This is a genomic window from Chryseobacterium phocaeense, from assembly GCF_900169075.1.
Taxonomy (GTDB): Bacteria; Bacteroidota; Bacteroidia; order Flavobacteriales; family Weeksellaceae; genus Chryseobacterium; species Chryseobacterium phocaeense.
On record NZ_LT827015.1, the window covers coordinates 693,682 to 711,224 of the forward strand.

Annotated in this window: 14 protein-coding genes; 6 read left to right on the forward strand and 8 right to left on the reverse strand. The window is 39.7% G+C overall.

Going from position 1 to position 17,543, the window contains the following annotated elements; all coding sequences use genetic code 11:
• The first annotated feature begins 72 nt into the window (after positions 1-72).
• From B7E04_RS09925 to B7E04_RS09945, 5 genes are all read left to right on the forward strand, one after another.
• Positions 73-639 carry a YceI family protein gene (locus B7E04_RS09925; RefSeq protein ID WP_080778503.1) on the forward strand — a complete coding sequence of 189 codons (567 nt, stop codon included), beginning with the start codon at positions 73-75 and terminating at the stop codon, positions 637-639.
• 78 nt (positions 640-717) lie between these two features.
• Positions 718-1,347, forward strand: a complete 630-nt coding sequence (locus tag B7E04_RS09930) for a YceI family protein (protein WP_080778504.1) — start codon at positions 718-720, stop codon at positions 1,345-1,347.
• Positions 1,348-1,757: 410 nt separating this feature from the next.
• Positions 1,758-2,399 carry an alpha/beta hydrolase gene (locus B7E04_RS09935; RefSeq protein ID WP_080778505.1) on the forward strand — a complete coding sequence of 214 codons (642 nt, stop codon included), beginning with the start codon at positions 1,758-1,760 and terminating at the stop codon, positions 2,397-2,399.
• A 107-nt stretch (positions 2,400-2,506) separates the two neighbouring features.
• On the forward strand, positions 2,507-3,853 hold the full coding sequence (locus tag B7E04_RS09940) for an ammonium transporter (protein ID WP_080778506.1): 1,347 nt from the start codon (positions 2,507-2,509) through the stop codon (positions 3,851-3,853).
• A 293-nt stretch (positions 3,854-4,146) separates the two neighbouring features.
• Entirely contained in the window at positions 4,147-5,565 is a 1,419-nt protein-coding gene (locus tag B7E04_RS09945) for an L-serine ammonia-lyase (protein ID WP_080778507.1), read from the forward strand.
• 141 nt (positions 5,566-5,706) lie between these two features.
• On the opposite strand, the gene B7E04_RS09950 is transcribed toward B7E04_RS09945, so the two are convergent.
• Positions 5,707-6,549, reverse strand: a complete 843-nt coding sequence (locus B7E04_RS09950; protein WP_080778508.1) for a prephenate dehydrogenase — start codon at positions 6,547-6,549, stop codon at positions 5,707-5,709.
• A gap of 416 nt (positions 6,550-6,965) precedes the next feature.
• On the opposite strand from B7E04_RS09950, the gene B7E04_RS09955 reads away from it, so the two are divergent.
• Positions 6,966-7,619 (forward strand): hypothetical protein, encoded by a 654-nt coding sequence (locus B7E04_RS09955; protein WP_080778509.1) that lies wholly within the window; start codon positions 6,966-6,968, stop codon positions 7,617-7,619.
• 108 nt (positions 7,620-7,727) lie between these two features.
• Here the strand turns inward: B7E04_RS09955 and B7E04_RS09960 are convergent, their stop codons facing one another.
• The 7 genes from B7E04_RS09960 to B7E04_RS09990 form a co-directional block, all read right to left on the reverse strand.
• On the reverse strand, positions 7,728-10,010 hold the full coding sequence (locus B7E04_RS09960; protein ID WP_080780643.1) for a cation:proton antiporter: 2,283 nt from the start codon (positions 10,008-10,010) through the stop codon (positions 7,728-7,730).
• Positions 10,011-10,557: 547 nt separating this feature from the next.
• On the reverse strand, positions 10,558-11,268 hold the full coding sequence (locus B7E04_RS09965; RefSeq protein WP_080778510.1) for a LytR/AlgR family response regulator transcription factor: 711 nt from the start codon (positions 11,266-11,268) through the stop codon (positions 10,558-10,560).
• A complete protein-coding gene (locus B7E04_RS09970) occupies positions 11,246-12,016 on the reverse strand; it encodes a histidine kinase (protein WP_080778511.1) in 771 nt (256 codons plus the stop codon). The genes B7E04_RS09965 and B7E04_RS09970 overlap by 23 nt, the downstream gene beginning before the upstream one ends.
• Positions 12,017-12,290: 274 nt before the next feature.
• Positions 12,291-12,662 (reverse strand): hypothetical protein, encoded by a 372-nt coding sequence (locus B7E04_RS09975; protein WP_080778512.1) that lies wholly within the window; start codon positions 12,660-12,662, stop codon positions 12,291-12,293.
• Positions 12,662-13,855, reverse strand: coding sequence for an alanine dehydrogenase (locus B7E04_RS09980; protein WP_080778513.1), 1,194 nt, complete (start codon positions 13,853-13,855; stop codon positions 12,662-12,664). Before B7E04_RS09980 ends, B7E04_RS09975 begins: the two co-directional genes overlap by 1 nt.
• Before the next feature lie 69 nt (positions 13,856-13,924).
• On the reverse strand, positions 13,925-14,332 hold the full coding sequence (gene tsaE, locus B7E04_RS09985) for a tRNA (adenosine(37)-N6)-threonylcarbamoyltransferase complex ATPase subunit type 1 TsaE (RefSeq protein WP_080778514.1): 408 nt from the start codon (positions 14,330-14,332) through the stop codon (positions 13,925-13,927).
• Positions 14,333-14,499: 167 nt separating this feature from the next.
• Complete coding sequence (locus B7E04_RS09990; RefSeq protein ID WP_080778515.1) at positions 14,500-17,469, reverse strand: T9SS type A sorting domain-containing protein; 2,970 nt, start codon at positions 17,467-17,469, stop codon at positions 14,500-14,502.
• Between the last annotated feature and the right edge of the window lie 74 nt (positions 17,470-17,543).

Sequence of the window (17,543 nt, forward strand, 5' to 3'; positions counted from 1 at the left end):
ATATACATCAACAAAATCTATCAGGTAAGTAGACTATATTTGCACCGTTAAACAAGTAAATAACTTATTCTAATGAAAAAAATATTCTTATTGGCAGTTGTTGCCAGCGGTCTTGCATTCGGACAGTCAAAAAAAGTAGTGGCATCTGAGGTACACTGGTGGGGGTACAAAGTAGCAAAATCTGAGGCAAGCTCTCATGACGGGACTGTGAAAGTAAAATCAGGAGATATGGTCATGAAAGGAAACAACCTTGTAGGAGGAAGTTTTGTTCTGGATATGACTTCTATTAACGCAACTGATCTTAAAGGAGAATATCAGCAAAAATTAAACGGGCACCTTAAAAACGGCGACTTCTTTGAGGTTGAAAAATTCCCGACAGCTTCTTTCAAAATCACTTCTGTAAAGAAAAACAGCGATAAAATCTACAGCTCTCTGGTAACAGGAGACCTTACTGTTAAAGGAAAAACAAGCGCTATTACTTTCCCTGCGAAAATTGCTTACAGCAAAGGAGTAGTGAGCCTCGTTTCTCAGAAATTCTCTTTCGACAGACAGAAATTTGACGTGGCGTACAAGTCTACCATGCAGGATGTTTTTGTGAAAGATGACATCGAAATGCTTGTAAAGGTGACTGCTAAATAATTTAATCAAAAAAAGATTATTAAAAGTGTAGAAGTTCTACACTTTTTTTTATTTTTGTTGAATTGTAAATAAAAAAGAATGAAAAGATTACTATTGTTTGCTATGGTGTGCGCGAGCATGTCATTGGTTTCTGCCCAGAAGAAGTTTGATAAGGTTTCAAAAGTGACTTCATCAGAGATCAGATGGTGGGGATATAAAGTTGTAAAAACTCAGGCTTCTTCACATTCCGGAACGGTAAAACTGAAAAGCGGAAAATTCAATTTTGATAAAACAGTCCTGGTAGACGGGGAGTTTATTATAGATATGAGAAGCTTGATGGCTGGTGACGTTTCCGAGGAAGATCAGATCAAACTAACGAATGAGCTGAAAAGCACCAACTTCTTTGAGGTGAAAAAATTCCCGATCGCGAAATTCCACCTGACTAAAATTATTCCGTTAGCAAACAGTGAATACAATTCAACGATCTATGGTGATATTACCATCAAAGGGGTGAGAAAAACCATTACCTTCCCTGCGAATGCTTATGTAACGCAGTTTACAGTAGTGATAGAGTCTGCGAAATTCTCATTGAACAGAAGAGACTTTAAAGTATTCTACCAATCTTCCCTAAAGGATTATTTCATCAAGGACGAAATGGATATCCAATTCAAAGTTTCCACAGAAAAACTGGATAACGATAACAGAGTTCCTGTAAAGAAAAAGAAATAAGTTTAAATACTATAATATGATAATGGGCGGTTTAATGAACTGCCCATTTTTTATATCCGGTAATCTCAGACAGGATTAGTGAGATTTTGTTGACCAAGCATAAGGATTTTAGATGCGCCATTGACAAAGCACATGTTTTATGTACGCGCTTCATCGAATCAATCGAAGATTGATTTTTATCTTTGCATAACTCAAAATATGCGATATTAAGATAAAACCTTTGCGTTGATTGAAACACTAATTTCATAAATGTTTTTTCACGAATGACTAATATACTTAACATACTGGTGATATTTGTGAAAAAAAAGTCAATTAAAGCATCAGGTCCATTTTCAAACTTTAAAAATCTTCAATCTTGTTAACAGTTCAGCACCTCACTGAATTTAATCTATTTTTCTTAAATTAGTCTTATGAAAATTTATGTAATAAGCGGTCTCGGAGCAGATTTTAAAGTACTCGAAAGACTTGAATTTCCTCAGAACTGCGAATTGGTTTTTATAGACTGGCTCATTCCTGAGAAAAATGAGGACTTCCATTCCTACGTGGAAAGAATGGCTGAAAAAATAGATGTTTCAGAACCGTTCTCTTTGCTGGGCTATTCCTTTGGTGGTATTATGGTACAGGAAATCAATCAGCTGAAACCTGCCCAGAAAGTAGTGATCATGGGAAGCATAAGATCAGATAAGGAAAAATCCAAATTTATAAAAACCGGAGAGATCACAAAACTACCCAGAATACTTCCTGTAGGGATGTTTAATGACAAAGCTGCCAATGTATATTCTGTGATAAGAAAACTCTTTGATCCGAAAAATCCCAAACTCCTGCAGTATTTTACCGTCCGGGATCCGTATTATCTGAAATGGTCGGTGGAGAAGGTCTCTGAATGGAAATTTGAAGAAATTCCCAATGTGATCCAGATTCTGGGAGATAAAGACATCGTGTTTCCTATTAAATATTCAAAGCCGGATTATGTCATCAAAGGAGGAACGCACCTTTTCCCAGCTACAAAACATAAAGAAGTTTCAAAAATACTGAAGGAGGTTTTTGTGTGAAAATCATATATTTTTTTAGTTTTTGTTGTTTTTTAAGGGGTTAGTTTATAAAATATATGTTTTTATAAAATTTATATTTAATTTTGATAGGGTTAAATACAAATTTTATGAAAATTGGTTTTAAATGGATCGTTTCATTTTCGGTCATTACTCTGGTGGCATTCGGAGGTTTACTCTGGAGTCCTATTGCAGATTTTCCCAAAACCGGTGAATTTCTCACTGAAGATAACATTGTGGGAGCTGATGTAGCATGGATTCTTGCTGCTGCAGGTCTTGTACTTCTCATGACACCCGGACTTTCATTTTTTTACGGCGGAATGGTCGGAAAGAAAAATGTAATATCCACGATGTTGCAGAGCTTTATTGCACTCGGTGTTATTTCCATATTATGGGTAGTGGTTGGGTTTTCCCTTTCGTTTGGAGATTCCCTGGGATTTGAGGTCAATGGAGTGCATTACGGGATTATCGGAAATCCGTTAAGTTATCCGTTTTTCAGTGGTGTGGGCGTACTGCCTCACAAAATGATGGCGTCTACCATTCCCTTTGTCCTGTTTGCCCTTTTTCAGATGAAATTTGCCGTTATTACTCCTGCCCTGATTACAGGATCTTTTGCAGAGCGGGTACGGTTTATTTCATATCTGCTGTTTATGGTACTTTTCAGTCTTTTCATTTATACACCACTATGTCATATGGTTTGGCATCCGGACGGGCTTTTAAACAAATATTTTGGGGTAAAAGATTTTGCCGGCGGAACCGTTGTCCATATGAGCGCAGGTTTCGCAGCATTGGCAGGTGCTTTAGTGCTGGGAAACAGGAAAAATCCACATCATGAGCCTTCGAATATTCCCTATGTGCTTCTGGGTACAGGAATGTTGTGGTTCGGATGGTTTGGATTCAATGCAGGATCTGCCTTAAGTGCCAGTGCTTCTGCAGCTATGGCTTTTGGAACCACCACCATAGCTTCTGCCTCTGCCATGATGACATGGATCTTTTTTGACCGGATCAACGGGAGAAGTGTATCTGCACTGGGAGCCTGCATCGGAGCGGTAGTAGGGTTAGTGGCTATTACGCCCGGATGCGGTTTCGTTACAATTCCGGAGAGCCTGTTTATAGGATTTTCGGCGGCTATTGTTTCCAATCTGATGGTCAACTGGAAAGCTTTAAAGAAAATAGACGATACGCTGGATGTTTTTGCCTGTCATGGAGTAGGAGGAATTATGGGAATGATCCTGACAGCTGTATTTGCCCATGGTGAGAATGCAAGTCTTCTTCACGGAGGACCGGAGGTTTTTATGCATCATATGGCGGCCTTGCTTCTGGTCTCTGCTTTTACGTTTTTCGGATCGCTGCTGTTGTATAAAATTACAGACTCTTTAATTACACTGAGAGTTTCCGAAGAATCTGAAAATATGGGTCTTGATATCTCTCAGCATGAAGAGAGCCTGAAATGGTGAATTTCAAATCGTAAATTAATCTGAGTTTGGGATATGAAATTAAAGATAAAATGGCTGGAAGCTGGAGAGGGATGCTGGAAGATCATATCAGTCATTAATAAAGTTGCTTTAAATTTCTGCTTTCCAGACTTCAGTAGCTTCCCTCTTCAGTCTTCAAACTTCCTGACAAGATTATAAACATAAATGTCTATCCCGAACTCAGGGTAAATTAAGATAATAAACCTAATTTCAGACAGGTGGAATTAATATATTATCATGTATCTTTGTTTTAAGTGGAAAATGAACAGTGATTTATGGAATCTATATCGGTTTTTGAGATTATTAAAGTAGGAATAGGCCCGTCCAGCTCTCATACGATGGGCCCGTGGAATGCAGCATCTGCATTTATCAGGATTATAAAAAGGGAAAGATCCATTGAAGAAGTGAAGGAGGTTTTCCTTGAATTCTTTGGCTCACTGGCCAAAACGGGGATTGGGCATGGAACGGATATTGCCGGAATGCTGGGATTGAATGGCGAAGATTTTACGACCATCAATACTTCAAAAATTGATGAAAAAATAGAGAAAATAAAAAAAGATCAGATCATTAACCTCGGTGGAGAAAAAGAAATTCCTTTTGTCTACGGGCATCATTTGGTTTTAAACATGCAGAAATCCCTTGATTTTCATCCGAACGGAATGATTTTTAAAGCTGTTTTCGAAGACGGAACCGAGCTTGTCCAGGATTTTTATTCTGTAGGAGGCGGTTTTATTGCCAGCCAGGAGAAAAATTCCATCCAGAAACATTGTGTAAGAACTTTATATCCTTGCCATCACGGTTCGGATATCATCAAATATTGTGAGAAATTAGGATTTAAAAGATTTTCAGACCTGATCCTGATTAATGAGGAAAGCTGGAGATCTCAGGAAGAAACCAGGCAGGAAGCCCTGAATATCTGGAGAAATATTAAAGAATGCATTTATAAGGGAGTCAATAAAGAAGGCATCCTTCCCGGAGGGCTGAATGTAACCAGAAGAGCTGCGGGAATCAATAGAAAGCTTTTGGGCGACAAGATCTACAAAAATATGGACGAATGGTTCCAGCAGGTGGTAGATGCGGAAGAAAATTTTACAAATATCAATAAGTGGATTGCATGTTTTGCTCTTGCCGTAAATGAAGAAAATGCCAGTTTTGGAAGAATTATCACAGCCCCAACGAATGGTGCCAGTGGCGTAATTCCTGCCGTTTTAATGTATTCCCAGGCGTTCACCGAGTTTACAAGTGATGATGATATCGTAAGGTTTTTACTGGTTGCCGGTGAGATCGGAACCCTGTTTAAGAAAAATGCAACCATCTCTGCTGCCATGGGCGGATGCCAGGCGGAGATCGGAGTATCATCAGCGATGGCAGCAGCCGGGCTGACTGAGATTTTAGGAGGAAGTATAGGGCAGGTGCTGATGGCGGCCGAAATTGCCATGGAGCATCATCTTGGCCTTACCTGTGATCCCATCAAAGGACTTGTACAGATTCCATGCATCGAAAGAAATACCATGGGCGCTATGAAAGCCATTACAGCAGCTAATATTGCCCTGGAAAGTGATCCTGCCAAAGCTAAAGTAACGCTGGATGAAGTTATACAAACCATGTGGGAAACCGCATTATCCATGAGTGACCGTTTCAAGGAAACCTCAGAAGGGGGACTGGCTATTGCGGTAAACGTTCCGGAATGTTAGGAAGGCAAAAAGGCTAAATAGCGAAAAGGCAAAAGGGCAAAACCGGTAAATAGAATTGGTTTTGCCCTTTTTGATTGAATTTTGCACTCATATCAGCAAATTCGCCCTTTTGCTATTTAGCCTTTCTGCCCTTTCGCCCTTTTACCTCAATATTCCCCTGATTCTGTTCGCATTCGTAATCAGCTCTTCCAGGTACTCATAATTTTCTTTTTCCAAAGCGGCTTTGAATTTTCTGAGCTGGGTAATATGCTCATTCAGAACATCCAGTACATTTTCTTTGTTTTGCTTAAAAATAGGAACCCACATTTCAGGATGGGATTTGGCAAGACGCACCGTACTGGAGAAACCGGAGCTGGCCAGCTGGAAAATAGTTTCCTCCTCACGCTCCTTTTCCAGGACGGTATTGGCCAGGGCATAGGATGTAATGTGGGATATGTGTGAAATATAAGCAGTGTGGATGTCATGATCCTGTGCATCCATATAAATGAGGTGCATATCAAGGTTTTCTGCAACTTTTTCCACCAGTTCAAGGGCATCTGCTGCAGATTCTTCTTTATTGCAGATTACTCCGGCTTTCCCGGAAAAGCTGTCCGAAACAGCAGACTGCGGACCACTATTTTCAGTACCCCACATCGGGTGGAAAGCAACAAATCTTGAACGGTTCGGGTGATCTCTAACCGCTTTTACAATGCCTGCTTTGGTGGATCCTGCATCCATCACGGTTTGTTGATCAGTTACGAGATCAAGAACAGTGGGGAGCAGTATTCTGGCAGCATCTACCGGAATGGCAAGGATGATAAAATCTGCATTTTTAATTCCGTATTCAAGGTCTGTACCGGCGTCAATAATGCCCAGTTCAAGAGCTTTGGAGATATGCTGCTGATTGTTATCGATTCCGTAAATAAAATCTGCAATGCCTTTCTCTCTTAATTTTAAAGCCATTGAACCTCCGATTAAACCTGCACCGATAATACTTATTTTCATCTTTTCTATAATTTTTTAAATAAAAAACCCCGTCCAGGGACGAGGTTTTAAGTTATGTTCATAAGAATCCTAGCCCAGATCTGAGTTAATAATTCTATAATAATATGTTCCTTTATTGAAATTCACAGGGCGAAGGTATAAAATATTTTTTAAATTGGTGATATGTTTGGCTTAAATTATCATTTGGACTTCCATTCCTGTTTTAACCGGCACTGTTGATATTTGTTTTTTGACTTGTTCAGATATTCCGGCAGATTTTTAAGATGAAGCAAATGTATTATAATCCTCTTAACGTAGACATCACAGAAGAACCAACAAACGGACCTGTTCCACAGATGAAATGCATTTCCGCCGGATTACGGTGTATGCAAAGATTTGCTAGATTTGCAAAATAACAGACCAAAACACAAAAGATCATGAAGCGTTTTTTTATCTGCAACTTGCTGCTATTAACAATTACCATAAATTCCAGTCTCGTAGCCCAGATAAGGGATCCAAAGGTTTCTGCTTCTGAAAAAACAAAGACGGATAAGATCACGATTAAAGAATCCTTTAACGAAGAAGACATAGCCGTGAATGAATTTTTAACGGACAGGCTGAAACCCATCCGCAGTAATTTTAAAAGAATCAATTCTATCACCAAATGGAGCTCTGTCAAAAAGAGAGATATTGAGGGAGAATCAGCAGAGGGAGGAGAAGCCGTATTTTACGAGCAGAAAGGCCGTCTTGAAAAAATTACGGTAAGGCTTTACGGAGAGATGGGGCAGACTCTTGCAGAGTACTATCTGCTGAACGGGCAGCTATCCTTTGTTTTTGAAAAAAATTATACCTACAACCGTCCCTTATTTTATGATGTTAAAGCCATGAAAGAGAATAATGATACCGAAGCTTTTGACTTTGATAAATCTGAAATAGAGGAAAACCGCAATTATTTTGAAAAAGGAAAGCTCATTCATGTCATGAACAGCATGGATTGCGGAGCCCCTTTCAGCGGAGATTATATTATGGAGGAAGAGAAGAGACTCACTGAGCTTTTTAAAAAACTATTGAAGCTTTCAAAAGAGAAATGATATAATAATGTAACAATATAACAATGTACCGGTGTAACAATCCCAATACTGCAATTAATGACTATATTATTTGTAAACTGTTACACTGGTACATTGTTATATTGTTTTTTAAGGAGTAGAAATAATTAAAGTTGATGGAATATCAGAAAGCCACAGACTTTTGGTATCGAGCAGGTTTTTCCAGCTTTTCGCGCTTACCAGCATCAGGTCCTGCGCATCCAGGAATTCTTTTTCGATTTTCTTTTCGTTATATAAAGTGATGTGGTTCGGGGCTACCTGTTCAATGCTTCTGATGAGTTCTTTCACCTCAATATTGCTCCTGATCTGTCCGGCCACATCTAAAATAATGATCTGGGAATTGTTATTGTTGATCAGCCTTTTTGCATATTCAAGCAGATAAAAATCACTTAAATTAAATATAGGAACAAAGACCTTATCTGCTGACTTGAATTTCTTATCCACCAGAACACCTACGGGAATCGTAGCTTTATCCAGAAGCTGAAGCGTGATATCGTCGAAAGGGGAGTTGTTGAAAATATTTCCTTTTCCTTTTACTGTATTTAGTAATTTTTCAGGATTGATGATTTTTGTAGTAAAACCAAGTAACCTACCCAACAAACTTCCTTCATACATTGATTTTCCGAGCATGATTAAGAGAAGGTCATAATTTCCTTTGTTGGTAATATTCGTCAGGTCACTTTCCACATCTGTAGAGGCTTTAAACAGGGTCGTGATTTCCAGGTTGAGCTCCTGTGAAGTTTCAATCACTTCTTTGAACTGATCCTTTTCATAATCATTGATGTCAAAAGCATGAAGTTCGTCTACCGGTGCGATGTGGACAGCGGTAACACTTTTGTTCCCATTCATTTTACGGGTCAGGTTATCTGCCAGATGGAGGAGGGTACTTCCCGATTTTATGGTTTCAAAAGACAGGAGAACCCGGTACTTCGAATCACTTTCCCCTTCTTCCCCGTCTTCTGTCATTGATTTTTTACCTTTAAAAAGATAATTGATGAGATCCAGACACGGACCTGTCATAAAGGTGGTAAATAACGCCATGATCACAAGCATTGCAAAAAGCTCAGGTCCCAAAACCCCCAGGTCATACCCTATATTGAGAACAATAAGCTCGGTAAGGCCCCTGGTATTCATTAAGGCACCTATCGTAAGGCTGTCTTTCCAGCTTAAATTCAGGAATTTTGCGGTGAGGGCGCTTCCTACAAACTTTCCAATGACTGCCGTTAAAATAATAAGTCCGCCAATTTTCCAGAGATGAGGATCATTCAAAAGCCCGATTTGGGTTCTCAATCCGGTAAATACAAAGAAAAGCGGAAGTAAAAGCACCAAAGCTACATCCTCCACTTTTTCAATGAAAAGATTTCTGAATTTTACATTCTCAGGCATGATGGCACCGGCCATAAAAGCTCCAAAAAGCGCATGAATACCAATAACTTCTGTAGCATAAGAAGAAATGATCAATATCAGAAAAAACACTGCAACCAGCGATTTGCTGATAAAACCTTTCCCTTTCTGTGATTCAGCAATTCTGATCAGGAAAGGCCTTACCGCTTTGATCATAATAAAAACATACAGGATAGCCATTAAAATAACGAATACCGATCCTGAAAAAGATCCGGCTTTCACAATAGCGATTACTGCGGCCAGAATACACCATGCGGTAATATCGTCTGCCGCTGCGCAGGTAATCACAACGGTTCCTATTTTGGTTTTATGGAGGTTGCGTTCCTGGACAATCCTTGCCAATACCGGGAATGCCGTAATACTCATGGCAATGGCGATAAATAGGGCAAAAGAGCTGAACTGGATGCCTTCCGGAGCAAATTCTTTATAAATTAAATAAGAGAGCCCTACTCCCAGCGCGAAAGGAATAATAATACTGGCGTGGCTGATCACCACGGCATCGTGTGCCTTCTTTCTTAAAACGCTCAGGTCAAGTTCCATTCCAACGATATACATAAAAAGGATCAGACCGATCTGGCTTAAAAACTGCAGATTCGGAAGTGATTCTTTAGGGAAAATAAACGCTGAAAGTTCAGGAAAATACAGTCCGAAAAGGGATGGTCCCAATACAATACCTGCTATCATTTCCCCGATTACGGAAGGTTGTTTCAGTTTGACGCAGATCCATCCGAAAAGTTTGGCCACAAGGATAATGGTGACGATCTGGGCAAGAAGAAGCGCCAGAGGATGATGAAGGTTCGTCAGAAATGAATCCGTGAAATCTTCCCACATTGTAGTGCCCGTAGTTTTGGCGGGTGTAATGTTTTCTCCTATCTCTAAGGTCTTACCTTCAATGAAAAACCAATACATAAGGCATGAAAAGAATGCAATGGTGCTGATGTAGAAGATAATGTTTCTGTATTTCCCCAGGTTCATAAGTCCTTAATTTTAGTGTAAATTTCCAAAGAATATGGTTATGTTAAATACATATATTCTTAAAATGTAATCAATGCTCTGAAAAATGTAATAAACTCCTTGAATAAGTAAGGTAGTTGGAAGAGGGAAGCTGGAAGTTATTGAGGTCCTAAAGCAGAACGATACTACATTTTTATTAAATTTTTAAAGTTCTTCCATCAAATCAATATCCTGTCCGTGTATATTATTTTTAACGCGATGCCCGCAATCGTTATTAACTCATTTGTTTTTCCGGTCACAAAGGCTGGCTGCTGTTTTTGCTAAGTGAAACACCCTTGCGAACTTTTTTCAGGCATTAAATAATATTTTGCGATCACAGCGTTTATAAATCAATTGTACGGAGACTTTTGAATTAGTGTCCGAAAATAACTTCCAGCTTCCCTCTTCTGGCTTCAATCCTTATATTTAATCAGCAGCAAAAATAGGCTGTAAATCGGTATAAACAGGGAGGATGTAATGAAACCACCACATTCTGCAATAAAACCGGAAAGGTATGAAAGATCTACTTCCCGAACAGCTCCAGCAATGAATGCCGGTATGCTTCACCAATATGGAGTTTAAGGAAATGATCTCCCTCAGTTGTAATGGTGGTAATGATTTCGTTGGTAGAAAAAACTTTAATGGAAGAAAGGGCAATGATCTCCTTTTTGTTCACCTGTGCAAAATCCTTTGGCGGAAGCATTTCAAGGAGGTTTTTAAAATTGAGGTTTTTAAGGACAATCGTGGTTCCGTCATTCAGGATAATATCCTTGTCGCGGCTGTCGATCTCTGAAGTTTTAATGTATGCAATCTGCTCCGTGAAAATTACCGTTCTGCCGATATTGGTATTCCATTCGATCAGATCTTTCTTAGGAGGCAAATCTACCAGTTCTTTCGCTTTTTCAAATGCCTGGATCAGTCTCTCTTTTTTGATAGGTTTACGGACATAATCTACCACATTAAGATCAAAGGCTTCGGCTGCATATTCTTTGTAAGCAGTGGTGAAGATGATTTTTTTAGAACCTGAAATAAGCTCAGCTACCTGGAGGCCGGTCATTCCCGGCATTTCGATATCAAGGATGCATAGGTTGCAGTCGAGGCTGTCTATTTCATTAAGGAAAATTTTAGGATCATTGAATGCTTTTACCACCTCTACATTTTCAATCTGTTCGCAGAGAAGTTTTAAATAGCTGATGGCCAGTAATTCGTCATCAAGAATAACGCATTTTATCATAGAATTCTCCTAGGTTTATTTTTAATTCTGCCGTGAATATACCGTTTTTTGAGCTTTTTTCCAGCTGATAATGATTGTTGTAGATCATTTTAAGCCTCTGATCCAGAGACTGGCTTCCAAAGCCGCTGTTTTCTTTTTCAAGAACATTCTTTAAAGAAGCTTTATTGCTGACTTTCATGGTGAAAACCCTGTTCTCAAGCTCCAAACTGATGGATATAAAAGAATCCTGTGCAAGAAAATCCGTATGCTTAAAAGCATTTTCAATGAGGTCAACAGAGATCAGCGGGGCAAAAACTTTTTCTTCATACAGGGCATCAGATTTATTGATCCTTGACTTGATCCTGAAATCAAAAAGAGGGTTGATTTTTATTTTATTGATCTCGATAAGGCTTAAGGCAAAATCCAGTTCCTCTTTTGGACTTACATACTTATTATTGCTTTCGTACAGGATATAATCCAGAACATTGGCCAGCTTATCCAGTGACATATAGGTCTGGTATGCGTGCGACTGTACGGAATTCAGGATGTTTTTAAACAGATGGGGATTCAGTTTCGTTCCGATGTGTTCCAGCTGAACTTCATTCAGCTTTTGCTCAATGATTTTATTGGTTTCGGAAAGCCGGGTATTTTTCTGTCTGATCCGGCTGTTTTGGCTGAACAGATAAATGCTGACGGTAAGAAAAAAGAAAATAGCAAAAACTGCAATGAATATCAGATAATCGTGGATCATGTAGTAATTGCCTTCCATAAAAATAGTATTTGATACTTTTTAATGTTTAGTATTTTCTTTTCGGATAAATTTCTGAACTTCTTAAAGTTTTTTAAACAATCTGCTTCATTTGCAAAATCTGCGTGATATTATTTTTTGAAACATTAAGAATTTTTAAGCCGTTAAAATGTATCGAGATAATTATCAGGGATATTTTATAAAGCAAACTGTTATCATTTGACGTAATCAAATTCTTAATAACCCTTCTGGTTAATCTTCCTGAATTTCTTAATTCCTTAATGTTAAAAACTACCTATTTCAGTTTCTTCAGCGATTTCAGCGTTACCGTTTCTTCACACTTTTCATAGTTGATCTCGTAAACAGGATTTTTCTCGGGATAGACCAGGACATAGTCGGGACACGGTTTTTTCTGTGCATGGCTTTTATCGAAATCTACCTTTCCATTCGTAATGATGCTGTCTTTTATAAATTTTTCATCTATTTTATAAGTGCTCATTCCGTTTTTGAAGTCTTCGGAATACTGGAATTCTTTAGACAGGGTTTCTGCTATCACACGGCTGTTGGGAAGATATCCGCTGCAGCTCGCGCCTTTTTTGTTTAAAATAAAAAATACAAGGATCAGCCCCGGAATAAGACCTATTAAAAAGAATTTAAGTTTTTTCATTAGAAAATTAAAAGATTGATATCATGGTAAGTAAGCCCGAAACGGTCGCAGATCACTTTTTTGGTATGCCTTCCTTTATACATATATAAGCTCTGCTTCATTTCGTTTTTGCGGATCAGCATATTTTCAAAGCCGCCCTCTTCATCGTAGTTCAGAATATAGGAAAGGAAGAAATTGGAAATCGCTTTTGTAGTGGTCCTCGGCATTCTGGACGTAAGGTTTGGAAGCCCGCAGTGGAGTACACCGTGTTTGATGATATAAGGATTGTCCATCGTAGTCAGCTCGGAAGTCTCAATTACCTTACCGTTGTCTATGGTAATATCAATGATAACGCTGCCTTTTTTCATTTTTGCCACCATTTCTTCAGTCACGATAGGCGTCATATTTAATCTTGGAAGCGCGCCGATCACTACATCTGCACGTCTAAGTGCTTTGCTTAATTCTTTAGGATCGATAATGGAAGTCGGGACACGGCTGTCTACCAGCGTGTGAAGTCTTCTCAGCTTGGAAAGGGAATTATCAAATACCCTTACACTGGCTCCAAGTCCTATGGCTGCTTTTGTCGCAAATTCTCCTACGATTCCTGCCCCTAAAATAACAACTTCTGCAGGTCTTACTCCTGTGATACCACCCAGCATCAGGCCGTTTGACATGGCAAGAAGCTCAGATGCATATAGGATAGAAACAGTTCCTGCAATTTCGCCGACCAGCCTTACCAGGGCAAGCTGTTTGTATTCATCAACGATAAATTCAAACGCAATGGCATTGATTTTTCTCTCTGCCAGCTTTAAGAAATAATCTTTGTCTCTGAGGTTGATCTGAAGCGCCGAAACCAGATAGGTATTAGGCTTCATATAATCAATTTCCTCTTCAGTAGGAGGATTCACCTTTAAGATAAGATCCTGCCCGAAAGCTTCTTTAGGATCATTGGTGATCCTTGCACCGGATTCAGAATACTGCAGGTCTGTAAAAAAAGAACCTTCCCCGGCACCGGATTCAATAATAAGCTCATGGCCATGCTCTACCAGGACCTGTACCGCGTCCGGAGTAATGCATGTTCTCCTTTCATTAAGACAGGTTTCTTTAGGAATCCCAATACTGAACTGTTTTCCTTTCTTTATAACCTCCAACTTTTCTTCCTTCGGCATCAATTCTTCTTCAGTGAAAGGAGTGAAAATATTTGTAGTACTCATTCTTGAATTAAATTAGTTCTTACAGGTTGTTATTTTAACATTGAATCAGAAAGCAAAGATACATAATATTTAGTCGAATGAGACTTCTCTTTCATCTCCGGTATTCACGATGCTCATTGTGTGGTAATTAAGCCCGTAGAGCTCTTCTTCATACACTTCGGGCCATTCTATGATACATAAAAAAGCATTATCAAGGTATTCTTCAATGCCAATATCGTATACTTCCTCAATATTTTTTAACCGGTACAGATCGAAATGATAAATCTTGCCTTTTGGGGTATTATACTCATTCACGATGGAATAGGTAGGAGAATTGACTTCATCCCGGCTTCCCAGATTGTTGAGAAGGAATTGCGTAAATGTGGTTTTCCCGGCACCAAGGTTTCCTTTTAAAAGAAGTATATTATGTTTTAAATCAGGAAGGATCTTATCAACAACTTCCTGCCAGTCTTCAATGTTATGGATGGTAAAATTCATTATTCAATCAATTTTTTTATATCAGTAATCCAAATTTTTATCAATAATCCGCTATGGATTTAAGAGACAAAACTTGATTTCAGACACAAATTTAGTCCTAATTTTTAATCAAAACAAAACCGGCTGGAAATCCTTCCGGCCGGTTTATCATTTAATAATAAAAAATACTACTGTTTAATGATTTTATTGATGACAGTGTGTCCGTTGTCAAGAGTTACTGTAAGAATGTAAAGCCCTGAAGCCAGATGATCAAGCGATACTTCCTGTACCTGGCCACCCGATTTTACAAGCTGTCCGGAGACATTATACAATTCAAAGGATTTTACTTTTTCCCTGGATTCTATTCTCATAAAAGAGACTGCAGGATTAGGATAGATTCTCAATTTATCTTTTACGGTCTCAAGCGTGGATAGCGTTCCCGCTTTAATTTCAAAATTATCAAAAGAAAGGTCGAAATCTCCAGCCGTTCTGGCAGCATTAATTCTCACTTTTACAAACTGGTTCTGATAAGCCGCCAGGGAATATGTTTTTTTGATATAACTTCCGGTACCGGCTTCATTATTTACTGTTCCTATGGTAGTCCAGCTGGCCCCGAAATCAGTGGAAATCTGTACCTCGAAATTCCCCCAGCTTGCTAACGGAGCAAAATTTCCGTTGTAGTTACTTTGCTTATAATCGAAGCTCAGTTCATAATTGGCTGCATTCAATGGACCTACGCTGATGGTACTGAAGGTTCCTGATGCCGAACTTCCGTAAAGGTTCTTATATAAATTGGTTGCGGAGGCTCCGGTTCCTGTTGCTCCTCTTTCACTTCCCACTATGAATGACTGCGGGCTCGCCGCATTGGTCCATCCCGTTGGGAATGTTGTGGTTAAAAACTCTTCTTTCCATGGGGCCGGAGTTGTAGGAATGGTACTGAACATGACATGTTTCCATGGACTTTTTTCGGCAGCTAAACATACACGTCTGATCCAGAAATAATAGGTACCGCCCGCAAGTCCGGAAAGGTTCACGGAATTTTCGGAAGGAGCCACGGTAACGAATGTATTGGTATTGGCAGGAGGGGTATTGGATGTTGAAACAAAATATTCATATCCGCTTCCCGGCTGCTGGTTGTTGACATTGGTCCAAGAAATATTGGCCCCGTTGTACGTTTCTGCATTCAGGGTTACAGAAGCAAGTTCAGGGCAGCTTGGGGCAGGTTCCCAGATCACATCATCCACATACATATAAGACCAGGTGCTTCCGTCTGTTCTTCTTATTCCCAGGTGATTGGCAGTCCCGGAATAATTACTGATATACACCACATATTCCTGATAGGTTGTTGTTAATGGGATGGTCTCGATAATCTCAACGTTGGCGGCAGCTGTATTTCCGGTTAATGCAACGACCTGAAGCTTGGTATCTGCTGAAGTTCGTCTTGCTTTGAAGCGGAGCCTGTGCGTCCCGCTGCTGATATTCGTCAACTCAGGGCTTACCAGGATAATCTTTGTGGCAGCATCTGTTGTTGTAGCACCGTTTCCGTAAAAGCTGATGTTATTGGGTGAAGAGCTGGCGTCTGTAGTGGTTAAATTGATTGTTGGTGCAGAACTGTTATTGGAAGTCAGGATTTTGCTCCAGCAGTTGGGCAGGCTGCCTGTTCCTGAAACAGAATCAAAGTTTTCATAAAAAGCTGAAACAGGGGTGCAGGCCGTATAAATACTTACCGGAAGGGAATACGAGCTTTCACACTGGGTGCTTACATTCTTTCCGCGGATGAAATACTGGGTATTCGGTTGAAGCCCACTGATCTGCTGAGACAATGTAGAAGCCCCTAATGTAAAAGGAGATCCCGTTACCATTGAAGTGAAATTGCTGTCCGAGGCTACTTCAATAATCGTATTAACAGGCAATGCCGTCCCGTTTTCAGTTGCAGACCAGGTCACGTCAAATGAACTGGTGGTAACACCCGAGGTTGTGATACCATTTACGGAAACAGGGCAATTGGTGATAGAGCTGCTTACCGGATTCTGAACATTGTACAGAGGACCGTTTGTACAGTTTGAATTGACTGCATAGATGGTATAGGTATATTGATTATTTCCCCTGATCCCATGATTATAATTGTTCTCAAAGGTAGTATTCGGTCCGTAATAAGAGACATAAGAGTTCAGGGAAGTATTGTTTCCTGTGGCATACACGGTTCCGTTGACAGGAGGGTTGGGCACTGTTCCATTCATATTTCTCAGGATAAGGTAGCGGTCGGAAGCCGGAGAGCTTGCAGTGAAAGTACCGTTAATAATGATTCCTGTATTCGTTAAGTTGAAATTGGAAGGTTGTGCCACAGGTGTGATGCACGATGCAGGTGGTGTCCAGTTGAACGTTAGCCCCTGTGCAGCCAGATAGCTGTAATTACTCGCTATCCCTGCGGAAGAATAGGTTCCCGCTACCGTATTGTTCCAGTTGCTGGAAGCATTTCCTGATGCTGCCCTGTTGTTGTAATCATTACTTGTATTTCCTCTGAGGCCTACTTTGGCATTGGTAGAGCTTGGCGTTCCCTGAGAAGTCAGATTGTAGACATACTGAATGCTTCCGTTCTCATGAAGTCTTGCCTGAAAATTCCAGTTGTGGTGCGATGTTGCAGTCGCAGGTGCAGAACCATAAGGTCTGAAATGGCTCCACTGAACCACGAACTCACGGTTGGGAGCACTTCCGGTAACCGCATAATCTATAGACCCTGTTAAGCCGTTAATATTAAAAAGGGATTCAAGATCGGCAGATAGCGGAGAAATAACTCCGTCATAGGTAATCCCAGACCCAATAGGATCGGTAGAGCTGGATGCAGAGCTTCCGAAGCTAATGAAACCGTTGGCATATACCTTAATTGAGTTAAAGGAAGTTCCGTTAAAAGGAAATGAAAAAGGAATAATGTTGTTCAGTTCATACACATTGTCATCCAGTACACCGGTTCCTGAAGCTGTCGTAGCTACAGCAATATTGGTAGGATTTGACAATGGGGTGTAGGTGCCCTGATTCTGTGCAAAAGAATAATAGGAGACAACCTGTGCGTTCATACTTGCCCAGCCAGTTAAAACAAATGCGGCGGCCATGTTTAATCTGGTCTTTTTCAGCATTTTAAAAAATTGATGTGTAATCATGCTTAGTATTTAATTTTAACCGCAAACATATTATTTTTAATTAGAATTAATATAAATAAAATTTGTGATTTAAA